This window comes from Streptomyces pimonensis, assembly GCF_041380215.1.
GTDB lineage: Bacteria > Actinomycetota > Actinomycetes > Streptomycetales > Streptomycetaceae > Streptomyces > Streptomyces pimonensis.
Genome location: NZ_JAHWZY010000043.1, coordinates 21,749 through 46,438, shown reverse-complemented (window position 1 = coordinate 46,438; position 24,690 = coordinate 21,749). Strand labels below are relative to the sequence as shown.

Here is a 24,690-nt window from a genome sequence, read left to right as displayed (position 1 = left end):
AGGCTAGCCCGCCCGGCCCACCACCCAGTCCCCGATCCGCTCCAGCAGCTCCTGCGGCGCCGCGTTCTCCGCGTGCCCCATGCCGGCCTCGACCCACAGTTCCCCGTGTTCCCCGGCGGCGGCCGCCAGCATCCGCGGATGGTCGAGCGGGAAGTAGCCGTCCCGGTCCCCGTGCACGATCAGCAGCGGCGTGGGCGCGATCCGGGGCACCGCCTCGGCGGGCGACACCGGCACCGGGTCCCACTGCCGGTGGTGGATCCGCGTCCGCAGCCCGTACCGCCCCACCAGCCGCCCGGACGGCCGGGTCACCAGCCAGTGCAGCCGCCGCATGGGAGCGGTGCCCCGGTAGAACCACCGCGCGGGCGCGCTCACGGAGACGACGGCGTCGACCCCGGCGTCCCGGCCGGCCGCGGCGTGCCGCAGCACCACCGAGCCGCCCATGGAGAACCCGACGGTGGCCACCCGCGCGTACCCCAGCCCGCGTGCCCACCCCACCGCCGCCGCGAGATCGAGCACCTCCCGGTCCCCCACGGTCGACCGCCCGCCCGACGCCCCGTGCCCCCGGAAGGAGAACGTCACGACACCGCCGTACCGGGCGAAGGCCCGCGCCGCCCGCCGCACGTGCGGCCGGTCCGCGTGCCCGGTGAATCCGTGCGCGATCACGAAGACGAGATCACGGAAAGGGGGGTCCCCCGGTTCGTATACGGAATCGATCGCCACCCCGTCCGCAGTGCGCAGGAACGTCCGCAAAGGCACCCGGTCCCGCGTTGCCTCAGGTGTCTCGGAGTGCGGACGAATGGTGGATCGCGTGGTGGATCGCGCCACATGACCTGCCCGACCGGTACTCATGTCGGCTATTCTGCTGCGAAGAGGACTCGGGCAGCGAAGCCCCCGGGTCCTTTTGTGCTTTCGGAAGCGTTGTATGCGAAGGCGGGAAACCGCCGGTGTACGGGCCGTCGAACGCACGCAGCAATGCCGTAAACGTCCTCGTAGGGACCGAGGAGGAACCAGACGTTATGGGCGAGCGAACCGTGCACGAGCGAACGAAGAAGACCCGGACCGGTGGGGTGCGATGAGCTCTCTGCTGCTGCTGACCAACGCCCTCCAGCCGTCGACGGAGGTGCTTCCCGCCCTCGGTCTGCTACTGCACAACGTGCGCGTGGCCCCCGCGGAGGGCCCCGCCCTCGTCGACACCCCCGGCGCCGACGTGATCCTGGTCGACGGCCGCCGCGACCTCCCGCAGGTCCGCAGCCTGTGCCAGCTGCTGCGTTCCACCGGCCCCGGCTGTCCCCTCGTCCTGGTCGTGACCGAGGGCGGCCTGGCCGCCGTCACCGCGGACTGGGGCATCGACGACCTCCTCCTGGACACCGCGGGCCCGGCCGAGGTGGAGGCACGCCTGCGCCTCGCCATGGGCCGCCAGCAGATCGTCAAGGACGACTCCCCGATGGAGATCCGCAACGGCGACCTGTCGGTCGACGAGGCGACCTACTCCGCGAAACTCAAGGGCCGGGTCCTCGACCTGACCTTCAAGGAGTTCGAACTGCTCAAGTACCTCGCGCAGCACCCCGGCCGGGTCTTCACCCGCGCCCAGCTGCTCCAGGAGGTCTGGGGCTACGACTACTTCGGCGGCACCCGCACGGTCGACGTCCACGTACGGCGCCTGCGCGCCAAACTCGGCCCCGAGCACGAGTCGCTGATCGGCACCGTCCGCAACGTCGGCTACCGGTTCGTCACCCCCGAGAAACCCGAGAAGCCGGCGCGCGCCGCGGAGGACGCCCGGACCGAGGAGCAGACGGGCACCGCGGAAGCGGCGTCATCCAAGGTCTGATACTTCCTGCCCACCTCGGTTATATCCGCGTAGACTCCGCGCGTGGCCAAGGTAACCAGGGATGATGTGGCGCGGCTCGCGGGAACGTCCACCGCCGTCGTCAGCTACGTCATCAACAACGGACCCCGGCCGGTCGCCCCGGCCACGCGCGAGCGCGTCCTCACCGCGATCAAGGAGCTGGGGTACCGGCCGGACCGGGTCGCCCAGGCGATGGCCTCGCGGCGCACGGACCTCATAGGCCTGATCATCCCGGACGCCCGTCAGCCGTTCTTCGGCGAGATGGCGCACGCGGTCGAGCAGGCCGCCTCCGAGCGCGGGAAGATGGTGCTGGTCGGCAACACCGACTACATCGCCGAGCGCGAGGTCCACTACCTGCGGGCCTTCCTCGGGATGCGGGTCTCCGGTCTGATCCTGGTCAGCCACGCGCTCAACGACCAGGCCGCCGCGGAGATCGAGGCGTGGGACGCCCGGATCGTCCTGCTGCACGAGCGCCCGGAGGCGATCGACGACGTCGCCGTCGTCACCGACGACCTCGGCGGCGCCCAGCTCGCCGTGCGCCACCTGCTGGAACACGGCAACGAGTACGTGGCCTGCGTCGGCGGCACCGCGGAGACCCCCGCCGTCGGCGACCCGGTCTCCGACCACGTCGAGGGCTGGCGGCGCGCGATGGAGGAGGCCGGCATACCGACCGAGGGCCGTCTCTTCGAGGCCCCGTACAACCGCTACGACGCCTACCGTGTCGGCCTGGACGTCCTCTCCGGCCCGGACCGCCCGCCCGCGGTCTTCTGCTCCACCGACGACCAGGCGATCGGCATCCTGCGCGCCGCACGGGAGCTGCGGATCGACGTGCCGAGGGGGCTGGCGGTCGCCGGGTTCGACGACATCAAGGAGGCGGCGCTCGCGGACCCGCCGCTGACCACGGTCGCCTCCGACCGCTCGGCGATGGCCCGCGCGGCGGTCGACCTCGTCCTGGACGACGGAGTGCGGGTGACGGGCTCCCGCCGCGAGCGGCTGAAGGTGTACCCGTCCCGCCTGGTGGTCCGCCACTCCTGCGGCTGCGGGTAACCGGCCCCCTCGGCGGGACCCGCGGCCTTTATGTCGGGCATACGAGGTTCTGCCGGGCTTCTCAGCACACACTCAGCTCGCTCTCATGGTCGGGCGCGAGGCTCGGAGCCATGACCGAGAGCCCCCGCCCCAGCAGCGAGTACGGAAGCCCCGCCCCGGTGGACCCCGAGTGGCCGCCCCCGCCGGCGTACGCGCCGTCCCCGCGGCCCGCGCAGGAGTTCCCGCAGGAGCTCTCCCGGCAACCCGCACGGGACGTCACGCAGGAGTTCGCGCAGGGGCCCGTGCCGCAGCCCGCGAAGAGGAAGCGCGCCCGCGGCCCGGCGGCCCTGCTCACGGCCGTGGCGATCGTCGCGGCGGCGGTGGGCGGCGGCACCGCCTACGGCATCCAGGAACTGGCCGGCGGCGACACCGTCGCCTCCGGTTCGACCAGCGCCAGCGTCGTACCGTCGAGCCAGAAGGGCACGGTGGCCGGTGTCGCGGAGGCGGTCACCCCGAGCATCGTCGAGATCAACGCGACCTCGAACGCCGGGTCCTCCACCGGCTCCGGTGTGATCATCACGTCCGACGGCGAGATCGTCACCAACCACCACGTCGTGTCCGGGGCCTCGTCGATCGAGGTGCGGACCAGCGACGGCACGACGTACACGGCGGAGACCGTCGGCACCGACAGCAGCAAGGACCTCGCCCTGATCGAGCTGGAGGACGCCTCCGGTCTGCAGGCGGCCACCCTCGGCGACTCCGACGGCGTGCAGGTCGGTGACCAGGTCGTGGCGATCGGTTCCCCCGAGGGCCTGACCTCCACGGTGACCAGTGGCATCGTCTCGGCCCTCGGCCGTGACGTGACCGTCTCGACGGACGAGAGCCGGGGTCGGCAGCAGCAGGGCGGCGGCTGGCCGTTCGAGTACGGCGGCCAGGAGTTCAACGGCGACACGGGCGACTCCACGACCACGTACCAGGCGATCCAGACCGACGCGTCCCTGAACCCGGGCAACTCCGGCGGTGCGCTGATCGACATGAACGGCCACATCATCGGCATCAACTCCGCGATGTACTCGTCGAGCGGCAGCGGCTCGTCCTCGTCCGACGCGGGCAGCGTGGGCCTGGGCTTCGCCATCCCGATCGACACCGTCGAGTCGGACCTGGCGGCGCTGCGCTCCGGCTCGACGACCTGACGCGCGCCCCGCGTACCGTGCGAGGCTGAAGGCCTGAACCCGTAGAGCCGTGAGGAACCCCGAGCCCATGAGCCCCGCAGAAGGCGACCGTGCCCCCCAGCGCATCCTGATCGTCGACGACGAGCCGGCGGTGCGCGAAGCGCTCCAGCGCAGCCTGGCCTTCGAGGGGTACGACACCGAGGTCGCCGTCGACGGCGCGGACGCCCTGGAGAAGGCGGCAGCCCGCCGGCCCGACCTGCTCGTCCTGGACATCCAGATGCCCCGCATGGACGGCCTGACCGCCGCCCGCCGCATCCGCGCCACCGGTGACACCACGCCCATCCTGATGCTGACCGCCCGGGACACCGTCGGCGACCGGGTGACCGGCCTCGACGCGGGGGCGGACGACTACCTGGTCAAGCCGTTCGAGCTGGACGAGCTGTTCGCCCGGATCCGCGCGCTGCTGCGCCGCAGCTCGTACGCGGCGGCGGTGGACGCCTCCGCCGAGTCGGACGACGTCCTCTCCTTCGCCGACCTGCGCATGGACCTGGCGACCCGCGAGGTCGCGCGGGGCGCCCGGCAGGTGGAGCTGACCCGCACGGAGTTCACCCTGCTTGAGATGTTCATGGCACACCCGCGCCAGGTGCTCACCCGTGAGCAGATCCTGAAGGCGGTCTGGGGCTTCGACTTCGAGCCGTCGTCCAACTCGCTCGACGTGTACGTCATGTACCTGCGCCGCAAGACCGAGGCGGGCGGCGAGCCGCGCCTGGTGCACACGGTGCGGGGGGTGGGGTACGTGCTGCGGCAGGGCGGCGCGGAGTGAGCGGGCTGGTCCGCCGCGTCCGCGCCCTGCCCATCCGGGCCCGGCTGTCGCTGCTGGTGGCGGCGGCGGTGGCGTTCGCGGTGGCGGTGGTGGCGGCGGCGTGCTGGTTCGTGGTGAAGAGCGTGCTGGTGAGCTCGTTGGACGAGGCCCTGAAGGCGAACCGCATGGACGGGCAGCAGGTGAGCAAGTACCTCAACCTGCGCACGGGCCTGTGCGCCCACGATCCCGTGACGCACGAGGAGAACCCCTTCGGTTCCTCGGTACAGCTCGTGGACCGCAAGGGCGGGAGCTGCCTCATCATCGGCACGGAGGAGGTCCCGCTCGCCGACGCCGACCGCGCCGTCGCCGAGGGCGCGTCCACCGACGCGCTGCACGACGCGACGGGCTCCGACGGCGGGCGGTACCGGGTCTTCACCTACACCGTGCCCGGCCTTCCGGGCGTCGCCGTGTCCGCCGCACGCCCGCTGAGCGAGGTGGACGACTCCCTCAACAACCTGGCGCTGGTCCTGGTCTTCGTCGCGGGCGCGGGGGTCGTGGGCGCCGCCGCCGCCGGCCTCTGGGTGGCCCGGACCGCCCTGCGCCCCGTGGACGAACTGACCAGGGCCGTCGAACACGTCGCCCGCACCGAGGACCTCACCGTCCGCATCCCCGTGGAGGACGAGTCGGAGGACGAGATCGCCCGTCTCTCCCGCTCCTTCAACTCCATGACGTCCGCGCTGGCCAGCTCCCGCGACCTCCAGCAGCAGCTGATCGCGGACGCCGGGCACGAACTGCGCACCCCGCTCACCTCGCTCCGCACCAACATCGAACTCCTCACCCGCAGCGAGGAGACGGGCCGCCCTATCCCGCCCGACGACCGCAAGGCCCTGCTCGCCTCCGTGAAGGCGCAGATGACGGAACTGGCCGCGCTCATCGGCGACCTGCAGGAGCTGTCCCGCCCCGACACCGGCCAGCACGAGGGCCGTGCGCAGATCGTCGCCTGGCAGGACGTCGTCGAGTCGGCCCTGCGCCGCGCCCGGCTGCGCGGCCCGGAGCTGACCATCACGGCGGACGTCCGCCCCTGGTACGTACGGGCGGAGCCGTCGGCCCTGGAGCGGGCGATGGTCAACATCCTGGACAACGCGGTGAAGTTCAGCCCCGAGGGCGGCACGATCGTCGTGCGCCTGGCCGACGGCGTCCTCACCGTCCGCGACCACGGTCCCGGCATCCCCGCCGACGAACTCCCGTACGTCTTCGACCGGTTCTGGCGCTCCCCGAGCGCCCGCGCCCTGCCGGGCTCCGGTCTCGGCCTGTCCATCGTGGCCCGTACGGTGCAGCAGGCGGGCGGCGGGGTGTCCCTGGCCCCGGCGGACGGCGGCGGCACGACGGCCACGGTCCGCCTGCCGGGCGCCCCGGCCCCTCCACCGGAGGTTCCTTAGAGCTCCCGCAGATAGGCGGGCGCTCATGGGCGTCGCTTGGGGCGGTCGTCCCAGCGGTGGGTGGTCCAGGCTCGGCGGATCAGGCTACGGATGGTGATGATCGTGTCCGCGAGGTCGAGGAAGGCGTTGATGACGGTCGCACGGCGCTCGTAGCAGCGGGCAAGGCGGTGGAAGGCATTCTGCCAGGCGTGCGTGCGCTCGACATGCCACCGCTGGCTCGCCTGGATCGGCGCCTTCTCACCCTTGTGCGCGATGCGGCCGTGCAGGTTGCGGGCGGCGAGTTCGGTGCGGCTAATGTCCGAGTCGTAGCCGGCGTCCAGATGGACTGTGATGTCGTCGGGCAGCGGCCCGAGGTCGTCCAGCAGGTCCAGGGTCGGCGCGAGAAGCGGTGAGTCGTGGCGGTTCGCCCCGGCCAGGACCCGGCCGAGTGGGATCCCGTAACCATCTGTCATGCCTGAGCGTTTCAAGCCCTGCTTGCCGCGATCGACCGGTGAGGGCCCGGCGACCTCGCCGCCGCCGGGGGCCTTGGTGATGGAGCCGTCGATGGCGATCTGGTCGAGCACGAGCCCGACGATCCGGTCGTAGGACTCCAGCATGATCTGTTTGAGCCGGGCGAAGATGCCGAGCCGGATCCACTCGTCGCGGCGGTTGCGGATGGTGGTCGCCGAGCAGGTCGTGTCGGAGATCGCCTGGTAGGAGCAGCCGAAGCGCAGAAGCTGCAACAGCTTGTCGAACACGATCCGGTCGCTGATGCGGCGGCGGTGGCACCCCAGCGGGTGGGACGGATCGACCGTAGGGCGCTCAGGCAAGAACGCCGCGAATTGGTCCCAGGGCGGGTCAGTCAGCCATGATGGAAGCACGGGCACAGGTCCCCCAGTGATCACAGAGCGTCGCAACTCCATGATCACCGGGTCCTGGGCCCGCCTTGTCGCCGGGGACTTCCCACGCCGCCTGTCTGCGTGAGTGCGGCGGATTATTGATGGGCCGCCAGGTGATGGAAGTCCCATAGGCAGACTATGAAGCGGAATGTGCTATCGCCGTCTACTGCTGCAGCTTCGTGATGTCGCGCCAGAGGATGGAGGCTGTCGCTGGGACGATCAGCGTCGTCGCAGGGACGGGTCGAGCAGCGCGGGCGGGGTGTCGTTCTTCTCGTGTGCGGCGAGGTCGGTGCCGGGGGCGACGATGGCGTCGATCGCGTCGAGTACGTCGGTGGGGAGCTTGGTGTCTGCGGCGGCGAGCTGCGAGTGCAGGTGGTCCGGCGTCCGGGGGCCGATGAGCGCGCTGGTCACGCCGGGGTGCGCGGTCACGAAGCCGAGCGCGAGCTGGATCATCGTCAGGCCGGCGTCGTCGGCGACTCCGGCCAGCCGCTCGACGGCGTCGAGCCTGGCCCGGTTGGAGGGGGTGGTGGTGTCGAAGCGTTGCGGCATGAACGTTGAGCGGCTGGTGGTGATGTCCCTGCCCTCGCGGATCGCGCCCGACAGCCAGCCCGAGGCCAGTGGGCTCCATACCAGGACGCCGAGCCCGTACTGCTCTGTCACGGGCAGCACATGGGTCTCGACGCCGCGTTGCAGGATCGAGTAGCTGGGCTGTTCGGTGACGTAACGGCTCAAGTGGTGCTCGCGGGCGGCCCACTGGGCTTGCACGATGCGGTAGGCGGGAAAGGTCGAGGAGCCGAAGTAGCGGATCTTTCCCGCGCGCTGCAGGTCGGTCAACGCTGACAGGGTCTCCTCGTCGCTGGTGTTCGGATCCCACCGGTGGATCTGGTAAAGGTCGACGTGGTCGACGCCGAGCCGACGCAGGCTGTCCTCCAGCGCGGTGACCAGCCAGCGGCGCGAACTGCCCTGGCGGTTGCGCTCGTCGCCCATCGGCATGGTCGCTTTCGTGGCCAGCACGATGTCGTCGCGGTGCCCGGCGATGGCCTTGCCGACCATCTCCTCCGACTCGCCGCCGCTGTACACGTCGGCAGTGTCGATCAGGTTGATCCCCGCCTCCAGCGCGGCGTCGACGATGGCGGTGACCTCGTCCTGGGTGGTGCGCCCGATCTTTCCGAAGTTCATCGCGCCGAGCGCGAGGGTGCTGACCTGCACACCGGTGCGGCCCAAGGTGCGGTACTGCATGACCGTGTCTCCTCATGGGGGAAGCGTGGTGCATTACATGGCTTGGTTACCGGGTTCCTGCTCTGGCATTATGAGCAAAACGGAACCTCGTTCCGGAACGATACGGAACATGGTTCCGTTTTTGCAAGCGGTGAGTGGAAGGAACGCGTGGTGAGCGACAGCTGCGAGGGCGCAGGACAGGCGGCCCCGTCTGGGCGGAAGGATGCCCGACGTAACAAGGAAACCCTGCTCGATGCGGCCGCCGCGGTCTTCGTCACGTCAGGCGTGGACGCGCCGGTACGCGACATCGCGGCCAGGGCGGGCGTCGGGCTGGGGACGATCTACCGCCACTTCCCGACGCGAGCGGACCTCATCATCGGCGTCTACCGGCATCAAGTCGACGCCTGCGCCGATGCCGGTCCGGCCCTGCTGGCGACTAGCTCTCCGCACACAGCCCTAGGGAAGTGGATCAACCTCTTCGTCGATTTCCTGGTGACCAAACACGGACTCGCCTCTGTGCTACAGGCCGACAACGCCGGCTTCGAGGCGCTGCATGCCTACTTCCTCGACCGTCTCCTACCCGTCTGCACCGAACTGCTCGAAGCCGCAGCCGTCGCCGGCGAGATCCGCCCCGACATCGACGCGTACCAGCTCATGCGCGGCGTCGGTAACCTCTGCATCGGCGCGGACAGCGATCCCCGCTACGACGCACGCCGGATGACCGAACTGCTCATCGCAGGGCTACGCCGACCACACCACTGACCTCGGCGACCTCGCGCGTGCGGCTCTGCCAGGAGGTCGCGCGATCGCCGCCACCCCGGATCGACCGCTCCCCTCGGTCGCCTTCGGCACCACCGAGGAAGCCGCCGCCGCGGCCCTCTTCCCCATGGTCAACAACTACGTCACCGGTCAGATACATCACCATCGACGACGGCGAAACCCTCAGCTGAAACCGGACACCACCTGGGCTCAGACTCGAGCATGGCGGCAGCACGTGCGCAGGTCTGCCCAGTGATCACAGAGCGTCGCAACTTCGTGATCACCAGGACCGGTGTCCGCCTTGTCGCCAGGGACTCCCCAACCTGCCTATCTGTGCGACCTCTTAGCGAAGACGGCGGCAGCCTTTCCGTGCCGGGCGGCGACCGATCGGCGTCCCCTCCCCCACGCGGAACCGATCGCCGCATGAGCGAGCACCGCAGCAGGGCCCGGCACCGCGGGTCCGGGAAGTTCCTGGCCGTCGGCCTCCCGCTGGCCCTGACCGCCGCCGGAGCGCCGGCCCACGGCACCGACCTGGTTCCCCAGCAGGCGTCCGCCGCGACGGCGACCGCCGCCGCCCCCGCCTGGGCCACCGCCGCCGCCGACGGCTTCGCCTCCGTCGACGCGCTCGGCCAGAACGGCACGTACGGCGGCCGGGACGGGCAGACCGTCACCGTGCGCACGCAGACCGAGCTGGAGAAGTACGCCACGGCCGCCGAGCCGTACGTCGTCGTGGCCGGGACGATCACAAGGAAGACCGCTTCGCCGAGTACAGGAACACGGGCGCGGGCTCGGGCCCGGCAAGCGGTGACCGCCCTCACCTGACGGACTCCCGGGCGGCCGACCAGGAGGTCGCGGACTGGCTGGCGGGCTGGACGCCTTCGGCGTCCTGACCCCGCCGTCCGGCGACGCCCCCGCCCGCCGGGGGACCGGCCGGCGCTTCAGCCGCCCGCGGCCTCGTCCGGGTGGAGGGCATCGAGGACGAGGGTGAGGCCGAAGCCGAACTCGTCGGCGTAGTCGTAGCCGGTCCGGAGGACGTGCTCGGTGGTCAGTTCGGTGAGGTGCGGGTAGGTGTCGGCGGGCATCTCGCGCACGAGGGTGCCCGCGACCTCGTCCAGCCCCGCCGGGTCCCGGAACGGCAGGCTCGCCTCCTGGAGCGCGAAGCCGTACAGGTAGCTGTCGATCAGCGAGATGGCGTGCGCGGTCATCGGGACGGAGAACCCCGCGGCACGCAACGCGCCGATGACGGCGTCGTGGTGGCGCAGGGTCGCGGGGCCGGGCTTCGTGCGGGAGTCCATCAGGCCGATGGCCCACGGATGGCGTCGCAGGACGGCACGGGCGGAGGCCGCGCGGTGGCGCATGGCGCTCCTCCAGTCCGTGTCGCGCGGCGGCAGGTCGATCTCACCGAACACCGCGTCCACCATGCCGTCGAGGATGTCCTCCCTGCCCGTCACGTGGTGGTAGAGCGACATCGCCTCGACTCCCAGCGGTTCGGCGACGGCCCGCATGGTGAGCGCGGCCGCCCCCTTCTCGTCCGCCACCGTCACCGCCGTACGGATCACCCGCTCGCGACTGAGCGGGGTACGCACCGCCGTCCCGCGCCGGCCCTTGCCTCCCTCGGACATCCGCCTCTCCTCCTCACGTCCCTTGACTGCCTTACGCCATAAGGCTAGCGTGCCTTACAACATAAGGTGAGCAGGTCGGCATTCCGGCGGAGGGGCTGCGCCATGGACACGGATCGCGTGAAGAAGGTCTGCATCATCGGGGCTTCGGGGAAGCTCGGGCAGTACATGGTCGGACACGCGCTCGAACGCGGCTACGAGGTGGTCGGCGTGTGCCGGGAACGCAGCGTGCCGAAGCTGGCCTCGTTCGAAGGCCGGATGACCATCGTCCCCGGACCCACGAACGACCCGGAGGTGATCCGGCGGGCGGTCGCCGGGTGCGACGGGGTGCTGACGGTGCTGGTGCCCTGGGGTGTGCGGCAGTACGCGTCGGGCACCGCGCAGGCGGTGCTCGACCACGCGCGGCCCGGCGCCCGCCTGGTCTTCTCCTGCGGCTGGCACATCACACGCGACGGCAAGGACAGGTACTCACGGATGTTCACGCTGGGCGTCCGGATCGCGGCCGTGCTGGGCAAGCTCGTCCGCGCCGTCGAGATCGACGACCAGGTGGAGGCGTGCCGGCGGGTGTTCGCCAGCGACACCCGCTGGACGGTGGTGCGCGGCAGCTCCCTGGAGGAGGGCGAGAGCCAGGGCCTGCCCGTGTGGAGCCGGCACGTGGGCGACCCGGTACTGGCCAGCGACCTGACGCGCCGGGTGGACTTCGCGCTGTTCATGGTGGAGGCGCTCACCGACGACACGCTCGTCCGGGAGGCCCCGGCGATCGTCGGCCGCCGCACCCCCAGCGCCCTCGCCCACACCGACGGCCCCCACGGCCACGGTTAGTGCCGGGGCCGTGGGGCCGCCGGGCTTCCGCCGGTGTCAGGCGAACGGGCCGTGCGCTCCGCGCTCACCAGGCGACGGAGTCGCTGGAGGAGACGCGGCGCATCGCGGCCGGCCGGGGGACGCACACCCCCCGGCCGCCCGCGTGAGCCGCGTGACACGCTGGGCGCATGTCGACACCGCCGGACGGGCTGCCCGTCTACCGCGTATTGACCGGTCCCGACGACTCGGCCTTCTGCCACCGCGTGAGCGAGGCACTGGAGAGGGGATACCTGCTGCACGAAGGGCCGTCGGTCACCTTCGACGGTGAGCGGGTGATCGTCGCTCAGGCGGTCGTGTGGCCCGGGTAGGAACCGGCGCTTTCGAAACGGTCCCGTCGGAGGCACAGGAGAGGCGGAGTGCTGCGGCATCCCGGAATCCGGAGAAGGCCACCGGGGTACGGGCCATGCCGCCGCGAGAGGGTTCAGCGTCGTGTCCCGCTCCTTCGCGACCCGGGCGAGGTGGTCGCGGGTCTGTCGGGACACCTGAATGGTGGTGTGCTCTGCCGTGGTCTCACCACGGCCATGCTCCGGTGGCTCGCACGGACCCTCCCGATCGCATCACCCTGAAGGGGCGACATGCGTCGGGGCCGGTACGAGGCGGTGAACGCGCCTCGTACCGGCCCCGGCCGCCCGGAGGGTCAGCTCACGATCGTGATGCGGTCCGCCTTCGGCGGGACGATCGGGGTCGTGGGCGTCGAGTTGGCGGTCAGGTACCGCTCCAGGGCCGTCAGGTCGTCCTCGCCGACCAGGTCGTTGGTGCCCTGGCCCAGGGTCGGGAAGCCGTCGCCGCCGCCCGCGAGGAAGCTGTTCGTCGCGACGCGGTAGGTGGCGGACGGGTCGATGGGCGAGCCGTCGAGCCTGATCGAGTCCGTGACCACGCGGTCCGCGCCGGTCCTCGTCAGGTCCAGGGTGTAGGTCAGGCCGGAGGAGATCTGAAGGATCTTCGGAGCCGCCTCGTTCGCGCCGCTGACCTGCTCCTTCAGGGCCTGGACGACCTGCGCCCCGGTGAAGTCCTGGAGGTTGACCGTGTTGGCGAACGGCTGGACGGTGAAGGCCTCGGCGAAGGTCACCACGCCGTCGCCCTCCGCGCCGCTCGCCGCGTGGGTGAGGGAGGCGCGGATGCCGCCCGGGTTCATCAGCGCCAGGTCGGTCTCCGCGTCCAGCGTCCTGCCGTACTCCAGCTGCGCGTCGGCGATCAGGTCGCCGAGCGGGGACTCCGTGCCGTCGCGCGGGATGTCGCCGGAGATGTAGCCGATCGCGCGGTCGCCGATGGGGGCGGCGAGGGTGTTCCACTTGTCGATCAGGCGGGTCATGTCGGGTGCCTTGGGGACGTCCCGGGTGACCACGTGGTTCGCGGACTTCACGGCCGTACGGGCGATGTCACCCGTCGCGCGGTCGTAGGTCAGCGTGGTGTCCGTGTAGAGGCGGCCGAAGGAGGCGGCCGAGGTGACCGTGCGGGGCTTGCCCGCCGGGTCGGGGATGGTGCACACGTACGCGCTGTGGGTGTGGCCGGTGACCAGCGCGTCCACCTGCGGCGAGACGTTCTTCGCGATGTCCGCGATCGGGCCGGAGACACCGTCGCCGGCGCCCGGGGAGTCGCAGTCGTAGTTGTAGGAGGACGAGGCCGGGAAGCCGCCCTCGTGGATGAGCGCCACGATCGACTTCACGCCCTGGCGCTGGAGCTCCTTGGCGTACCTGTTGATCGTCTCGACCTCGTCCTTGAAGACGAGGCCCTTCACGCCCTCCGCCGAGACGATGTCCGGAGTGCCCTCCAGGGTCACGCCGATGAAGCCGACCTTGACGCCCTGCTTCTTCCAGACCCAGTACGGCTTGAGGAGGGGCTTCCCCGTCTTCTCGTCCAGGACGTTCGCCGCCAGGTACGGGAAGTCGGCGCCCTTGAACCGCTTGTCGGTGTAGCAGCCCTCGGTGGGGTGGCAGCCGCCGTTCTGGAGGCGGGCCAGTTCCTTCGCGCCCTCGTCGAACTCGTGGTTGCCGACGCTCGTCACGTCGAGGTCGAGCCTGTTCAGCGCCTCGATGGTGGGCTCGTCGTGGAAGAGACCGGAGAGGAGCGGGGACGCGCCGACCATGTCGCCGCCGGCGGCGGTGATGGAGTAGCGGTTGCCCTCGCGCGCCTCGCGCAGGTGGGTGGCGAGGTACTCCACGCCGCCCGCGTCGACGGTCTTCGTCGTGCCGTCGTGCTGGAGTTCGGTGACCCGGCCGGAGGAGCCGGACGGCGGCTCCAGGTTGCCGTGCAGGTCGTTGAAGGACAGCAGCTGCACGTCCTGGTAGCGGCCGGGACGGGTCTCGCCCTTGTTCCCGCGGTTCTCGCCCGCGGTCGCCGCTCCCGGCAGGGCTGCCGCGGCCAGCGCGCCGACGGTGAGCACACCGGCGGCGGTCGCGAGGAGACGGTTGGTACGGCGTCTGCGGCGCTGGTGGTGCGCCGGGGATGTGGCTGGCATGCGCCCCCCTGTGGGTCCGAGTGGGTACCGGCGCAGCCTAGAGTCAACGCGCGTAGCGCAACAGGGTGTCCGGGGTTACGGCCTGGTTTAGCTTTCGCCGACACCGTCGCCGTCCGTTCCGGGGCCGCCTCCCCTTAACCTCGTATGCATGACCAGCGACGACTTCGCACGGCCCGGCCGCCCTCGCTCGCTCCAGACGTACGCCGCGCTCGGCCCCGAGCAGACCGGGGCGGTGCTCGCCCTGCTCGCGGAGGCCGCCCGGACCGACGGACAGCAGGCGGTCTCCGAACAGGGGCGGTTGCAGCTGCGCGGCGGGGAGCGGGACGGGGTCTCGCACCTGCTGCTCTCCGTCGACGGCGAACTCGTCGGATACGCCCAGCTGGAGGACACCGATCCGGTGGAGCCGCCGACCGCCGAGCTGGTCGTGCACCCCTCGCACCGGGGCAACGGCCACGGGCGGGTGCTCGGTTCGGCGCTGCTCGCCGCCTCCGGGAAGCGGCTGCGGGTGTGGGCGCACGGCGGCCACTCCGCCGCCCGGCACCTCGCGCAGGTCCTCGGGCTGACGCTGTTCCGGGAACTGCGGCAGATGCGGCGGCCGCTGGCCGGCCTCGACCTGCCCGACCCGGTGCTGCCGGAGGGCGTGCGCGTCCGTACGTTCGTGCCGGGGCAGGACGACGCCGCCTGGCTCGCGGTGAACGCCGCCGCCTTCGCCCACCACCCCGAGCAGGGCGCCCTCACCCAGCGCGACCTGGACGACCGCAAGGCCGAGGCGTGGTTCGACCCCGCCGGGTTCTTCCTGGCGGAGAAGGACGGCCGGCCCGTCGGCTTCCACTGGACCAAGGTGCACGCGGCGGAGCGCCTGGGCGAGGTGTACGTCCTCGGGGTGAGCCCCGACGCCCAGGGCGGCGGCCTCGGCAAATCCCTCACCACGATCGGGCTGCGGCACCTGGCCGGCGAGGGACTGCCGACGGCCATGCTCTACGTCGACGCCGACAACAAGGCGGCGGTCTCCGTCTACGAGCGGCTGGGCTTCGTCACGCACGAGACGGACCTGATGTACCGGACGGAGACCTGAGCCCCCAAAGGGTGAGGCGACGCCTCGGTTCCGCCGCGCACACCACGCCCACCACCACCGTCACGCACAGCAGGGCCGCCCAGCGGTCGTGGGCCGCCGCCCACCCCGTGTCGTCCGGGGTCGTGAACAACCCCCAGCCTCCGGGGACCAGCAGCGGGGCCAGGACCGACCCGACGAGCAGGAACGCGGCGACCGCCTGACCCGGCCGGGTGACGTCCCCACGGTGGATCGTGAGCGCCGCCCCGGCCAGGGCGAGGGCGAGGGCCGTCGCCGCCTCGAGGGTGATCCCGGCGGCCGGGGGCCGTGCGGATCCGGGCACCAGGAGCAGCGCGGCGGTCCACCACACGGCGGCGACCGGGGCCACGAGCAGGACGCGCAGTCCGTGGCGGACGGCCCGCCGGGTGGGGACGGCGGCCGTGGTGTGCCGGGCGGGGTCGTCCAGGACGAAGGCCGCCCCCAGCGCGAAGGCCACCGCGGCCGCCCGCAGCGCGTTCAGCGCGAGCCGGGCGTCCGCCTCACCGCCCGTCAGCCTCGGCGCGGCGGCGAGCAGCAGGCCCAGGGTGCCGGCCGCCCCGATCACCCTCCAGGGCACGGTCCGTACGGTCGGCCGCAGCAGGGCCGTGTCCACGGTCCTCACAAGCACTCGTCCTTCGCCTCCGGTGCGTCCAGGCCCAGCAGCCGCGCGGCCCGGTCCGTCGTCACCTCGGGGGCCGTCAGTTCGGACCAGTGCGCCTTCACCTTCGCGGCGTTCTCCTCCTTGGGGCGTCGCAGCAGCTCGCGCACCACCTCCGTGTGCGCGGCGGTCATGCGCAGCGTTTGCGTCTGCGAGAGGACGATCGCCGAGCCGACGTCGCTGTCGTCCAGGCGCACCCGCCGCAGGTCCGCCATCGGGTCGGGGCGGCCTGCGAGCGCCAGCCACACGACGGTGACCATCCGGCCGTCGCACATCGCGCCCAGCTCCTCCTCCGACCCCGTGACCAGCACACCGGCCACGGCGACGGCGAACTCCGGGACCCGGTTGCCGCCCCAGGCCGTGCCGACGGTCACCTCGTCCGGACGGGCGGCCGGGGCGATCGCCGCGTCGATGTCCAGGCCGTACCGCGCCTCGACGCGCTGCCGCACCACGAGCGGCCGGTCCTGCGCGGCGCCGCCCGCCAGGGAGCGCACGCCGTCGAGGACCTCGGCCCAGTCGTCGGTGCGCGCTGCCCACTCCGGGAAGGCGCAGTACGTCGTGCCGTCCCGTTCGGCGCACCGCTGTTCCTTCTCCGGGGTGACGGAGAACCGCGTACGCGCCTCGGTCGTCTCCCGCGACACGCCCTGGGACTGGGCCACCGCGCCGACCAGGGTCAGCGCCACCGCCCCGGCGGCGCCGGCCCGGACGGTCCACAGCCGGGCGCCCCCGGAGAGCAGCACCGCGAACAGGGCCGCGCTCAGCGCGAGGCCCGCGAGGTAGAGGGCGTGCCAGGCGGCGGGGCGGCCCAGCAGCTCGGACGGCAGCGTGGCGGAGGTGTTCTCGCCGACCGTCGGCGCCAGCCACCGCGCCCACCCCTCGTTGCCGGGGCCGGGGGACAGCAGGAGGTAGAACAGGAGGAAGACGATCAGCAGCGGGGCCACGGCCGGGGAGGCCAGCAGCCGTGCCAGCAGTACCCCGAAAGCCCCGAGCAGCAGCACGGACAGCGGCCCGGCCAGCAGTTCGCCCGGCGAACCGTGCCCGACCGCGCCGGGTTTGAGCGCCTCCCAGGTGAACTGGCCGGCCACGCACACCCCGGCGAGCAGCGCGACGGCCGCGACGGACAGCAGATGGGCGACCGTACGGCGCCACGGCTGGACCACCAGCACCGCGAGGTGCCGGTCGGTGTCGTGCCGCCGGGAGCGCAGCACGGCCTGGTTGGCGCACAGCAGCACCGCGAGGCCGACGAGCAGGGGCGCGTTCTGGGTGGCCCGGTCGGCGTCCTGCAGCGCGGGGAAGCCGTCCCACGAGGTGCGGGCCCTCCACACCGTCCAGCCGAGGTACACGGCGAAGGCGATGAGGACCGGCGCCCGCAGCAGGAGCCGGCGGGCCTCGAAGCCGGCCAGGGCGAACACGGCCGTCCAGGACGCGCGCAGGCCGGACGCCGTGGCCGTGGCCGTGGCCGCGGCCGCGGCCGCGGCCGCCGGGGTCCCGGTGGTGAGCGTGCTCATGCGGCCGCCTCCGCTTCCGTGCCGTCGAGGGCGAGCAGGTAGCCGTCCTCCAGGGTGGGCTCGAGGAGGTCCGCGCCGGCGGGCGGGTCGCCCACGTTGCGGAAGGTGCCGAGTCCGGTGCGCCAGCCGGCCTTAGCGCCGGGCTCGCGTTCGGCGCTGCTCCACACCCGGCCGGCGGCCCGCTCGGTGAGCTCGGCGGGGGTGCCGTCGAAGCGGACGGTGCCGTCGGCCAGGACGACGACCCGGTGGCAGAGCATCGCCACGTCCTCGGTCTGGTGCGTGGACAGCAGCACCGTGCGGCCCTCACCGGCCCGTGCGATCAGCTCCCGGAACCGCACGCGCTGTTCGGGGTCGAGTCCGACGGTGGGCTCGTCGAGGACGAGGAAGGCGGGGTCGCCGACGAGCGCCGCCGCCAGCGCCACCCGCTGGCGCATGCCGCCGGACAGCTTGCGGATCCGCTTGCCGCGCACGTCGCCGAGGCCGGTCTCGTCGAGCACCCTGCGCACCTCGCGGTGGCGGGCGGAGCGGTCGGTGAGCTCCTTGAGGATCGCCACGTAGTCGACGAACTCGAAGGCGGTGAAGTCGGGATGGAAGCCGGGCGTCTGCGGCAGGTAGCCGAGCCGGCGCCGGACCTCCAGCCGGCCGCGCGCGGTGCCCGGGTCGTGGCCGAGCACCGTGAAGGCGCCCCGGTCGGCCGGTACGGCGGTGGCGAGCACCCGCAGCAGCGTGGTCTTGCCCGCGCCGTTGGGCCCGAGCAGCCCGGTGACGCCGGCGGACAGCCGCAGCGACACGCCGTCGAGGGCGCGGGTGCCGCCGTAACGGAGGCTCAGCCCGGAGGCGGAGACGGTGGGGGTCATGCGGAACTCCCGTACAGATGGACGCGGGTGGATGGGTCGAAGGCGGCCGGACCGCGGCTCCCCGGCCCGGGGGACCACCGGGGGCGGACGGCCGCGGGCCCGGCCGGCAGACGCCGGACGGATGGCCGGGGTACCTGGCCTGCAAGGTGCCGGGGCGGTCGGGCCGGACCTCCCGGTGGAGGAGGCGGACCGTCGCCCCGCGCTCCCCCTCCCGGCGGGAAGCAGGGCGGCCGTCAGGCCGCACTCCGGCCGCTGAGGTCGAAGCGGTCCCGGAGCAGGACCAGCAGCCCGGCGGCGAGGACGGCGACCGCCGCCGACACGCCCTGCCCGGCCGCGGTGAACGGGGCGAGCGGGCCGTCCCCGCCGGCCCGGACGGCGTCCGCCGTGAGCAGCAGCGCGATCCAGCCGCCGCCGACGAGGGACGGGGCGAGCACCGGGCCCAGCCGGACGGTCAGCGCAAGCCCGCTCGCGGTGAGCGCGAGGGCGGGCAGCAGCCAGGCCAGGGCACGCAGCCCGTACCCGGGCAGGGCGAGCGTGGCCAGCCCGTTGAGGCCGAGCCCGGCGCCGAGCACCGCCACCGTGCGGATCATCAGCAGCCGGAAGCCGTGCGTCGGGGCGACGACCGCCAGCTCGTACGTCGGGTCCAGCGCGGGCCCGTACGACAACGCGACCCCGGCGAGCGGCAGCAGCGGGGCGAGGGCGAGGAAGAGAGTGGGTGAGCCGGTGGTGCCGTGACCGGCGGTGACGGCCACGGTGAGCAGGAGGACGGCGGCGACCGCCCCCAGCCAGGAGCGGCGCAGCGCCGGGGTGGCGGTGAGCAGCCGTGCGATGTGGTCGGCGACACCGAGCCGCAGCAGCAGCGACTCCAGGAATCCGGGCCGGGGCGCGTCCAGCTCGGCGTCGAGCCGGTCCCATCCGGCGTCGAGGGCGACCGGGTCGCTCACCTCGGCGAGGACGGCCCGGCAGTGCGCGCAGTCGGCGAGGTGGGTGTCGGCCGACCACAGCAGGGGTGCCGGGAGGCCGCCCCGCGCGTAGGCCCGCAGGTCCTCCTCGGGCACGTGCCAGCCGGTGCCGCCCCCGGGCGCACCGCCCGTCGTCGCGTACGTCATGCCAGCGCCTCCCGGAGTTGCCTGCGGGCCCGCATCGCCCGTGTCTTGACCGTGCCCGGCGGGATGCCGAGCAGGACGGCGGCCTCGCGGGTGGTCAGCCCGTCGACGACCGTGGCCTGGAGCACCGCGCGCAGTTCCGGCGACAGCCGGACCAGCGCACCGGCGAGGTCCCCGTGCTCCACCCCCGCGAGCACGCGGTCCTCCGCCGACACCTCGTCCCGGTGCCGCAGCCGCGCCAGCGTCTGCCGCAGCCGGCCGCGCGCGCCGGCGCCGCGCAGGGCGTCGACCAGCCGGCGCGAGGCGATCCGCCACAGCCAGCCGGCCGGGTCCCCGTCCTCCCGGTACCGCGCGCTCCCCCGCCACACCGCCAGGAACGTCTCCTGCACGACGTCGTCGACGATCCCCGCGTCGGCGCACCGGCCGCGCATCCGGGCGGTCAGCCACGGCGCGTACCGCCGGTACAGCTCCTCGAAGGCGCGCCGGTCCCCGTCCGCCGCGACGGCGCGCAGCAGCTCTCCGTCGCCTCTCGTTTCGCTCACGTCCCCTCATCGGCCGAGCCCGGCCGATCGGTTCACGGGAGGCTCGGGAACATCGCTTGCCTCTCCGGCCGCCCTTGCGTCGCCCCTTCACCGCTCAATGAGCGAAAGGGTGATGTCGAGTGGCCGGCCACCGCACCGACCGGCGCGGCGGCGTGGCCACCTGCGTCCAGATCGTGCAGCAGACCAAGCAGGACCTGCGCCCGGGCCTGCTGGTGCCCGGCGACAGGCTGTCCACGGCCCGCGGGGTCGTCGAAGCCACCGTCGTGAGCCCCAGCACCGTGCCGAAGGTCTACCGCGAGCTGGAACGCGAGGCACTGGCGGAGGCCCGGCGCGGACTCGGCGCCCTCGTACGGCGCTCCCTGGGCGCCGCCCCCGCCGACTCCCCGCTCCGTGCGGAGCCGGAGGACCGGGCGTCCCGGACCCACGAGGCAGGCCCCCACCGCCTTCCGGCTGCTGCGCCACAGCACCGGCACGGCACGACGGGGCCCGCACGAGCGGCGTGAGCACGGACGCCCCGGTGCCGCGGGGCGACGGGGGCGACGGGGCGGCGCCGCCGTCCCGGGTGCGTGCGGCGCGGATCTCCTCGGCCGGCCGGTGTCGCGAAGGCGTCCGCCGTACGGGCCGACCGGCCCATGCGGCCCGGCCCCGCGAGACGGAAGGTACCCGCGCCGCGCGCCTCCGCGCACCCCGTGCGGCCGCCCCCGCACCCCGTGAGCCGTCCCGCGCTATCCCGCACGTCATGTCCTCGTAACCATTGATTCAGACAGGCTTGCGACGCTCGGCCAATGCATCCCGCCGCGCCAGAGCCTTCACCGCCCAGAAAGGTGAACGGGGGGAACGGGGACGCCTCAGGGCCACCACCGCTCCCACCCGCGTTCTCCGACGCGCCCGTGACACCGGCGGCGCGGAACAATGGGGTCATGAGCCAGCCCGACACCCAGGCACAGGTACAGCACCCGCAGCCCTCCGTGGGCTCCATCGCGGCCCACCGCCCGCACACCCTGGCCGGAGCGGTCTCCGACCTCGAACCCGACATCGACGCGGACCTCGACGGTTACGAGGAGTCGCTGGCGGACGGCGCCACCCCGCTCCCGCAGGGCCGCTTCCTCGACCGGGAGCGCAGCTGGCTCGCGTTCAACGAACGCGTCCTCGAACTCGCCGAGGACCCCTCCACGCCGCTGCTGGAGCGCGCCAACTTCCTGGCCATCTTCGCCAGCAACCTGGACGAGTTCTTCATGGTCCGCGTGGCCGGACTGAAGCGCCGCATCGCCACCGGCGTCGCCACCCGCTCCGCCTCCGGCCTCCAGCCGCGCGAGGTGCTGGAGATGATCTGGGCCCGCTCCCGCGAGCTGATGGCCCGGCACGCCGCCTGTTACCACGAGGACGTCGCCCCCGCGCTCGCGGAGGAGGGCATCCACCTGGTCCGCTGGAACGAGCTGACGGAGAAGGAACAGGCCCGTCTGTTCACCCTCTTCCGGCACCAGATCTTCCCGGTCCTCACCCCGCTCGCGGTCGACCCCGCGCACCCCTTCCCGTACATCTCGGGTCTGTCGCTGAACCTGGCCGTGGTCGTCCGCAACCCGGTCACCGGCCACAGGCACTTCGCCCGCGTCAAGGTGCCGCCGCTGCTGTCCCGCTTCCTGGAGAGCTCCCCCGGCCGCTACGTCCCCGTCGAGGACGTCATCGCCGCGCACCTGGAGGAGCTGTTCCCGGGCATGGAGGTGCTCCAGCACCACGCCTTCCGGCTCACCCGCAACGAGGACCTCGAGGTCGAGGAGGACGACGCGGAGAACCTGCTCCAGGCGCTGGAGAAGGAGCTCATGCGGCGCCGCTTCGGGCCGCCGGTGCGCCTGGAGGTCGAGGAGTCCATCGACCGCGAGGTGCTGGACCTGCTGGTGCGGGAGCTGAAGGTCAGCGAGGCCGAGGTGTACCCGCTGCCGGGCCCGCTGGACCTCACCGGCCTGTTCCGCATCCACGGCCTGGACCGGCCCGAGCTGAAGTACCCGAAGTTCATCGCCGGCACCCACCGCGACCTGGCGGAGGTGGAGACCGCGTCCCAGCCCGACGTCTTCGCCGCCCTGCGCAGCCGGGACGTGCTGCTGCACCACCCGTACGACTCGTTCTCCACGTCGGTGCAGGCGTTCCTGCAGCAGGCCGCCGAGGACCCCGACGTGCTGGCCATCAAGCAGACCCTGTACCGCACGTCGGGCGACTCCCCCATAGTCGACGCGCTCATCGACGCCGCCGAGGCCGGCAAGCAGGTGCTGGTGCTGGTCGAGATCAAGGCGCGTTTCGACGAGCACGCGAACATCAAGTGGGCGCGCAAGCTGGAGGAGGCCGGCTGCCACGTCGTGTACGGCCTGGTCGGCCTGAAGACCCACTGCAAGCTGTCGCTGGTGGTCCGTCAGGAGGGCGAGACGCTCCGGCGGTACAGCCACGTCGGCACCGGCAACTACCACCCGAAGACGGCCCGCCTCTACGAGGACCTCGGGCTGCTCACCGCGGACCCGCAGGTCGGGGCGGACCTCTCCGACCTGTTCAACCGGCTCTCCGGCTACTCCCGCCGCGAGACCTACCGGCGCCTCCTCGTCGCCCCCAAGTCCCTGCGGGACGGTCTGATCTCCCGCATCGACAAGGAGGCCCAGCACCACCGCGCCGGGCGCCCCGCCTACGTCCGCATCAAGGTGAACTCGATGGTCGACGAGGCCGTCATCGACGCCTGCTACCGGGCGTCGCAGGCGGGCGTGCCGGTGGACATCTGGGTGCGCGGCATCTGTGCGATCCGGCCGGGCGTGGCGGGCCTGTCGGAGAACGTGCGGGTACGGTCCGTCCTCGGCCGCTTCCTCGAGCACTCCCGCGTGTTCGCCTTCGGCAACGGCGGCGAGCCCGAGGTGTGGTTCGGCAGCGCGGACATGATGCACCGCAACCTCGACCGCCGGATAGAGGCGCTGGTGCGGGTCACCGACCCGGCTCACCGGGCGACCCTGAACCGGCTGCTGGAGACCGGCATGTCGGACACCACCCAGTCCTGGCACCTCGCCGCGGACGGCGAGTGGACCCGGCACGCGACGGACGCGGACGGCCAGCCCCTGCGCAACGTCCAGGAGATGCTCATAGACGCCCGGAGGCGCCGGCGTGGCACAGCGACACCTTGACCCGACGGCCGGTCCGGTACCGGCGGACGTCCTGGCCGGCTACCTGCGGGACCGGGCGACCGAGTTCCTCCGCGCGCTGCGCCTCCACCGGGAGACCGGTGCGGGCGCGGCCGCGTCGGAGGATTCCGTCGAGGCGGCCCGCGCGCTGCGCCGCGCGGCCCGCCGCGTCAGCGCCAGCCTGCACACCTTCCAGCCGGTCCTGGACCCCGACTGGTCGGAGGCGATGCGTCCCGAACTGGCCTGGGTCTCCGGCACCCTGGCCCTGGAGCACGCCTGCGCGTCCCGCCTGGACCAGCTCCTCCTGGCCCTGCACCGCCTGTCGGGAGCACCGCCCCTCCCGCCCCGGCGGGCGGCCACGCCCCGCACACCGGTCCCGGCCGGTATGGCACGCGCCGCGGCCGCCGACGGGGAAGCCCCGCAGGGGCCACCCGCACCCGACCACGAAACCCGCACCAGCGGTACGGGCGGGAACAGCCTCCCGGCCGGGGACGGAGCCGAGGCGGAACACCCCGCACACCTCCGCCGCACCGTCACAACGACGCTGACGGCCACCGCCGACCGCAGGGCCACCGCCCCGGACCGGGGGAACCTGACCGTCGGTGCCGCCAAGGCCGGCGCCCTGCTGGACCGGCAGCTGACCCTCGCCCGGACCCGTGCGCACTCCACCGCGCTGCAGGCCCTCGGCTCCTCCCGGTTCCACGCCGTCGCCGACAAGCTGGCCGTGCTCGCCAGCGAGGTCCCGCTGTCCCCGGCGGCGGCCCACACCGATCTGCGCCCGCTCGCCGACGCCGCGCGCGAACGGCTCGCCGACGCCGTCGCCGCGCTGCCCCTGCTCACCGCGGGCAGCCCGTACAACGCCGAGGCGCTGATCCACGGGCTCTCCCCGGACCCCGCCCCGCATCCGCAGGACGCCCCCTGGCACCAGGTCCGGCTCCTCCTGCGCCTGCACCGCTACGCCCTCGAGGTCCTCCACGCCGGCCCGGACCCGGGCCTCCTCGCCGCCGGCGAGGCACTGGACCGGCACCGCGACGCCTCCGAGGCCGCGGCCGCCGCCGCGCAGGCGGCCCGCACCCCGCGGATCGCGCCGGCCACGGCGTACGCGCTGGGCGTGCTCCACGCCGACCAGCGGCATGAGGTGGAGGCGGCGCGGTACGCGTTCCAGCGGGCCTGGCAGAAAGAAGCCCTCGGCACGTTATAGGGAGGCACACGGTGAGCACCCCCGGTTCCGCACGGCACGGCACCCTCACCGTCCAGGCCGCCGGCTGCGTCCTGTGGCGCCGCTCCCCCGTGACCGGGGTGCTCGAACTCTGCCTCGTCCATCGGCCGAAGTACGACGACTGGTCCTGGCCCAAGGGCAAGCTCAAACGGGGCGAGGACCCGCTGGCCGGTGCCCTGCGCGAGGTCGCCGAGGAGACGGGCCACACCGCCGTCCCGACCGCCGGACTCCCCAGCGCGCGCTATCTGGCGAACGGCCGCCCCAAGCAGGTCCGCTACTGGGCGGCCGAGGCCGTCTCCGGCGCGTTCACCTCGAACGATGAGGTCGACCGCGTCCTCTGGCTCCCCCCACAGGCCGCCCGCGCCCGCCTCACCGAGCCCCGGGACGCCGATCTGGTGGACGCCCTTCTCGCCACGCTCCGCCCGGCCCGTGAGTGTCCCGTTCCCGTCCGGTATCCCTCCGTGTCCTCGACGTAAGCGT

Annotated in this window: 23 protein-coding genes and 1 pseudogene; 14 read left to right on the top strand and 10 right to left on the bottom strand. The window is 72.9% G+C overall.

Features of this window, described 5'->3' with window-relative positions:
- Positions 1–3: 3 nt before the first annotated feature.
- Positions 4–849, bottom strand: coding sequence for an alpha/beta hydrolase (locus KYY02_RS29345; RefSeq protein ID WP_371243207.1), 846 nt, complete (start codon positions 847–849; stop codon positions 4–6).
- Between the two features lie 223 nt (positions 850–1,072).
- Here KYY02_RS29345 and KYY02_RS29340 point away from each other — a divergent pair, with 223 nt between their 5' ends.
- The 5 genes from KYY02_RS29340 (at position 1,073) to KYY02_RS29320 (ending at position 6,285) form a co-directional block, all read left to right on the top strand.
- Positions 1,073–1,828, top strand: coding sequence for a winged helix-turn-helix transcriptional regulator (locus KYY02_RS29340; RefSeq protein ID WP_371243205.1), 756 nt, complete (start codon positions 1,073–1,075; stop codon positions 1,826–1,828).
- A 42-nt stretch (positions 1,829–1,870) separates the two neighbouring features.
- Positions 1,871–2,893 (top strand): LacI family DNA-binding transcriptional regulator, encoded by a 1,023-nt coding sequence (locus KYY02_RS29335; RefSeq protein ID WP_371243203.1) that lies wholly within the window; start codon positions 1,871–1,873, stop codon positions 2,891–2,893.
- 110 nt (positions 2,894–3,003) lie between these two features.
- Positions 3,004–4,065 carry a S1C family serine protease gene (locus KYY02_RS29330; protein ID WP_371243201.1) on the top strand — a complete coding sequence of 354 codons (1,062 nt, stop codon included), beginning with the start codon at positions 3,004–3,006 and terminating at the stop codon, positions 4,063–4,065.
- A gap of 67 nt (positions 4,066–4,132) precedes the next feature.
- Positions 4,133–4,867 carry a response regulator transcription factor gene (locus tag KYY02_RS29325; protein WP_371243199.1) on the top strand — a complete coding sequence of 245 codons (735 nt, stop codon included), beginning with the start codon at positions 4,133–4,135 and terminating at the stop codon, positions 4,865–4,867.
- Positions 4,864–6,285, top strand: coding sequence for a sensor histidine kinase (locus tag KYY02_RS29320; RefSeq protein ID WP_371243197.1), 1,422 nt, complete (start codon positions 4,864–4,866; stop codon positions 6,283–6,285). Before KYY02_RS29325 ends, KYY02_RS29320 begins: the two co-directional genes overlap by 4 nt.
- A gap of 23 nt (positions 6,286–6,308) precedes the next feature.
- On the opposite strand, the gene KYY02_RS29315 is transcribed toward KYY02_RS29320, so the two are convergent.
- Together KYY02_RS29315 and KYY02_RS29310 are read right to left on the bottom strand one after the other, a co-directional pair.
- Positions 6,309–7,151, bottom strand: a complete 843-nt coding sequence (locus KYY02_RS29315; RefSeq protein WP_371243195.1) for an IS5 family transposase — start codon at positions 7,149–7,151, stop codon at positions 6,309–6,311.
- A gap of 231 nt (positions 7,152–7,382) precedes the next feature.
- Positions 7,383–8,402: an aldo/keto reductase gene (locus KYY02_RS29310; RefSeq protein ID WP_371243193.1), complete on the bottom strand. Its 1,020-nt coding sequence runs from the start codon at positions 8,400–8,402 to the stop codon at positions 7,383–7,385.
- 150 nt (positions 8,403–8,552) lie between these two features.
- Between KYY02_RS29310 and KYY02_RS29305 the strand changes: the two genes are divergently transcribed.
- Both KYY02_RS29305 and KYY02_RS29300 read left to right on the top strand, forming a co-directional pair.
- Entirely contained in the window at positions 8,553–9,143 is a 591-nt protein-coding gene (locus tag KYY02_RS29305) for a TetR/AcrR family transcriptional regulator (RefSeq protein ID WP_371243191.1), read from the top strand.
- A 420-nt stretch (positions 9,144–9,563) separates the two neighbouring features.
- Positions 9,564–9,887 (top strand): annotated as a pseudogene (locus KYY02_RS29300) (pectinesterase family protein); the annotation flags it as partial.
- 191 nt (positions 9,888–10,078) lie between these two features.
- Here KYY02_RS29300 and KYY02_RS29295 read toward each other — a convergent pair.
- Positions 10,079–10,762, bottom strand: a complete 684-nt coding sequence (locus KYY02_RS29295; RefSeq protein ID WP_371243189.1) for a TetR/AcrR family transcriptional regulator — start codon at positions 10,760–10,762, stop codon at positions 10,079–10,081.
- A gap of 102 nt (positions 10,763–10,864) precedes the next feature.
- Here KYY02_RS29295 and KYY02_RS29290 point away from each other — a divergent pair, with 102 nt between their 5' ends.
- Positions 10,865–11,581 (top strand): NAD(P)-dependent oxidoreductase, encoded by a 717-nt coding sequence (locus KYY02_RS29290; RefSeq protein WP_371243187.1) that lies wholly within the window; start codon positions 10,865–10,867, stop codon positions 11,579–11,581.
- A 167-nt stretch (positions 11,582–11,748) separates the two neighbouring features.
- On the top strand, positions 11,749–11,928 hold the full coding sequence (locus tag KYY02_RS29285; RefSeq protein WP_371243186.1) for a DUF1737 domain-containing protein: 180 nt from the start codon (positions 11,749–11,751) through the stop codon (positions 11,926–11,928).
- 329 nt (positions 11,929–12,257) lie between these two features.
- Here the strand turns inward: KYY02_RS29285 and KYY02_RS29280 are convergent, their stop codons facing one another.
- Positions 12,258–14,078 carry a bifunctional metallophosphatase/5'-nucleotidase gene (locus KYY02_RS29280; RefSeq protein WP_371243184.1) on the bottom strand — a complete coding sequence of 607 codons (1,821 nt, stop codon included), beginning with the start codon at positions 14,076–14,078 and terminating at the stop codon, positions 12,258–12,260.
- 148 nt (positions 14,079–14,226) lie between these two features.
- Between KYY02_RS29280 and mshD the strand changes: the two genes are divergently transcribed.
- The gene (mshD, locus tag KYY02_RS29275; protein WP_371243182.1) at positions 14,227–15,153 is read left to right on the top strand and encodes a mycothiol synthase; all 927 of its coding nucleotides are present in this window, start codon (positions 14,227–14,229) and stop codon (positions 15,151–15,153) included.
- On the opposite strand, the gene KYY02_RS29270 is transcribed toward mshD, so the two are convergent.
- The 5 genes from KYY02_RS29270 to KYY02_RS29250 form a co-directional block, all read right to left on the bottom strand.
- Positions 15,113–15,790: an ABC transporter gene (locus KYY02_RS29270; RefSeq protein ID WP_371243180.1), complete on the bottom strand. Its 678-nt coding sequence runs from the start codon at positions 15,788–15,790 to the stop codon at positions 15,113–15,115. The genes mshD and KYY02_RS29270 overlap by 41 nt on opposite strands.
- Positions 15,787–17,334, bottom strand: coding sequence for an ABC transporter permease (locus tag KYY02_RS29265; RefSeq protein WP_371243178.1), 1,548 nt, complete (start codon positions 17,332–17,334; stop codon positions 15,787–15,789). The genes KYY02_RS29270 and KYY02_RS29265 overlap by 4 nt, the downstream gene beginning before the upstream one ends.
- Complete coding sequence (locus tag KYY02_RS29260) at positions 17,331–18,191, bottom strand: ABC transporter ATP-binding protein (protein WP_371243176.1); 861 nt, start codon at positions 18,189–18,191, stop codon at positions 17,331–17,333. The genes KYY02_RS29265 and KYY02_RS29260 overlap by 4 nt, the downstream gene beginning before the upstream one ends.
- A 233-nt stretch (positions 18,192–18,424) precedes the next feature.
- Positions 18,425–19,300 carry a cupin domain-containing protein gene (locus tag KYY02_RS29255; RefSeq protein ID WP_371243174.1) on the bottom strand — a complete coding sequence of 292 codons (876 nt, stop codon included), beginning with the start codon at positions 19,298–19,300 and terminating at the stop codon, positions 18,425–18,427.
- On the bottom strand, positions 19,297–19,839 hold the full coding sequence (locus KYY02_RS29250) for an RNA polymerase sigma factor (protein WP_371243172.1): 543 nt from the start codon (positions 19,837–19,839) through the stop codon (positions 19,297–19,299). Before KYY02_RS29250 ends, KYY02_RS29255 begins: the two co-directional genes overlap by 4 nt.
- Positions 19,840–19,958: 119 nt before the next feature.
- On the opposite strand from KYY02_RS29250, the gene KYY02_RS29245 reads away from it, so the two are divergent.
- From KYY02_RS29245 to KYY02_RS29230, 4 genes are all read left to right on the top strand, one after another.
- The gene (locus KYY02_RS29245; RefSeq protein ID WP_371243170.1) at positions 19,959–20,342 is read left to right on the top strand and encodes a GntR family transcriptional regulator; all 384 of its coding nucleotides are present in this window, start codon (positions 19,959–19,961) and stop codon (positions 20,340–20,342) included.
- 282 nt (positions 20,343–20,624) lie between these two features.
- Positions 20,625–22,994 carry an RNA degradosome polyphosphate kinase gene (locus tag KYY02_RS29240; RefSeq protein WP_371243168.1) on the top strand — a complete coding sequence of 790 codons (2,370 nt, stop codon included), beginning with the start codon at positions 20,625–20,627 and terminating at the stop codon, positions 22,992–22,994.
- On the top strand, positions 22,975–24,192 hold the full coding sequence (locus tag KYY02_RS29235) for a CHAD domain-containing protein (protein ID WP_371243166.1): 1,218 nt from the start codon (positions 22,975–22,977) through the stop codon (positions 24,190–24,192). Before KYY02_RS29240 ends, KYY02_RS29235 begins: the two co-directional genes overlap by 20 nt.
- An 11-nt stretch (positions 24,193–24,203) precedes the next feature.
- Positions 24,204–24,686: an NUDIX hydrolase gene (locus KYY02_RS29230; protein WP_371243164.1), complete on the top strand. Its 483-nt coding sequence runs from the start codon at positions 24,204–24,206 to the stop codon at positions 24,684–24,686.
- Positions 24,687–24,690 lie beyond the last annotated feature (4 nt).

What these genes read in the sequence shown, in the direction of transcription:
- KYY02_RS29345 (WP_371243207.1), bottom strand. Translation starts at nt 849, where the DNA reads ATGAGTACCGGTCGGGCAGGTCATGTGGCGCGATCCACCACGCGATCC.
- KYY02_RS29340 (WP_371243205.1), top strand. Translation starts at nt 1,073, where the DNA reads ATGAGCTCTCTGCTGCTGCTGACCAACGCCCTCCAGCCGTCGACGGAG.
- KYY02_RS29330 (WP_371243201.1), top strand. Translation starts at nt 3,004, where the DNA reads ATGACCGAGAGCCCCCGCCCCAGCAGCGAGTACGGAAGCCCCGCCCCG.
- KYY02_RS29325 (WP_371243199.1), top strand. Translation starts at nt 4,133, where the DNA reads ATGAGCCCCGCAGAAGGCGACCGTGCCCCCCAGCGCATCCTGATCGTC.
- KYY02_RS29310 (WP_371243193.1), bottom strand. Translation starts at nt 8,402, where the DNA reads ATGCAGTACCGCACCTTGGGCCGCACCGGTGTGCAGGTCAGCACCCTC.
- KYY02_RS29295 (WP_371243189.1), bottom strand. Translation starts at nt 10,762, where the DNA reads ATGTCCGAGGGAGGCAAGGGCCGGCGCGGGACGGCGGTGCGTACCCCG.
- KYY02_RS29290 (WP_371243187.1), top strand. Translation starts at nt 10,865, where the DNA reads ATGGACACGGATCGCGTGAAGAAGGTCTGCATCATCGGGGCTTCGGGG.
- KYY02_RS29285 (WP_371243186.1), top strand. Translation starts at nt 11,749, where the DNA reads ATGTCGACACCGCCGGACGGGCTGCCCGTCTACCGCGTATTGACCGGT.
- KYY02_RS29280 (WP_371243184.1), bottom strand. Translation starts at nt 14,078, where the DNA reads ATGCCAGCCACATCCCCGGCGCACCACCAGCGCCGCAGACGCCGTACC.
- mshD (WP_371243182.1), top strand. Translation starts at nt 14,227, where the DNA reads ATGACCAGCGACGACTTCGCACGGCCCGGCCGCCCTCGCTCGCTCCAG.
- KYY02_RS29265 (WP_371243178.1), bottom strand. Translation starts at nt 17,334, where the DNA reads ATGAGCACGCTCACCACCGGGACCCCGGCGGCCGCGGCCGCGGCCGCG.
- KYY02_RS29260 (WP_371243176.1), bottom strand. Translation starts at nt 18,191, where the DNA reads ATGACCCCCACCGTCTCCGCCTCCGGGCTGAGCCTCCGTTACGGCGGC.
- KYY02_RS29255 (WP_371243174.1), bottom strand. Translation starts at nt 19,300, where the DNA reads ATGACGTACGCGACGACGGGCGGTGCGCCCGGGGGCGGCACCGGCTGG.
- KYY02_RS29240 (WP_371243168.1), top strand. Translation starts at nt 20,625, where the DNA reads ATGCATCCCGCCGCGCCAGAGCCTTCACCGCCCAGAAAGGTGAACGGG.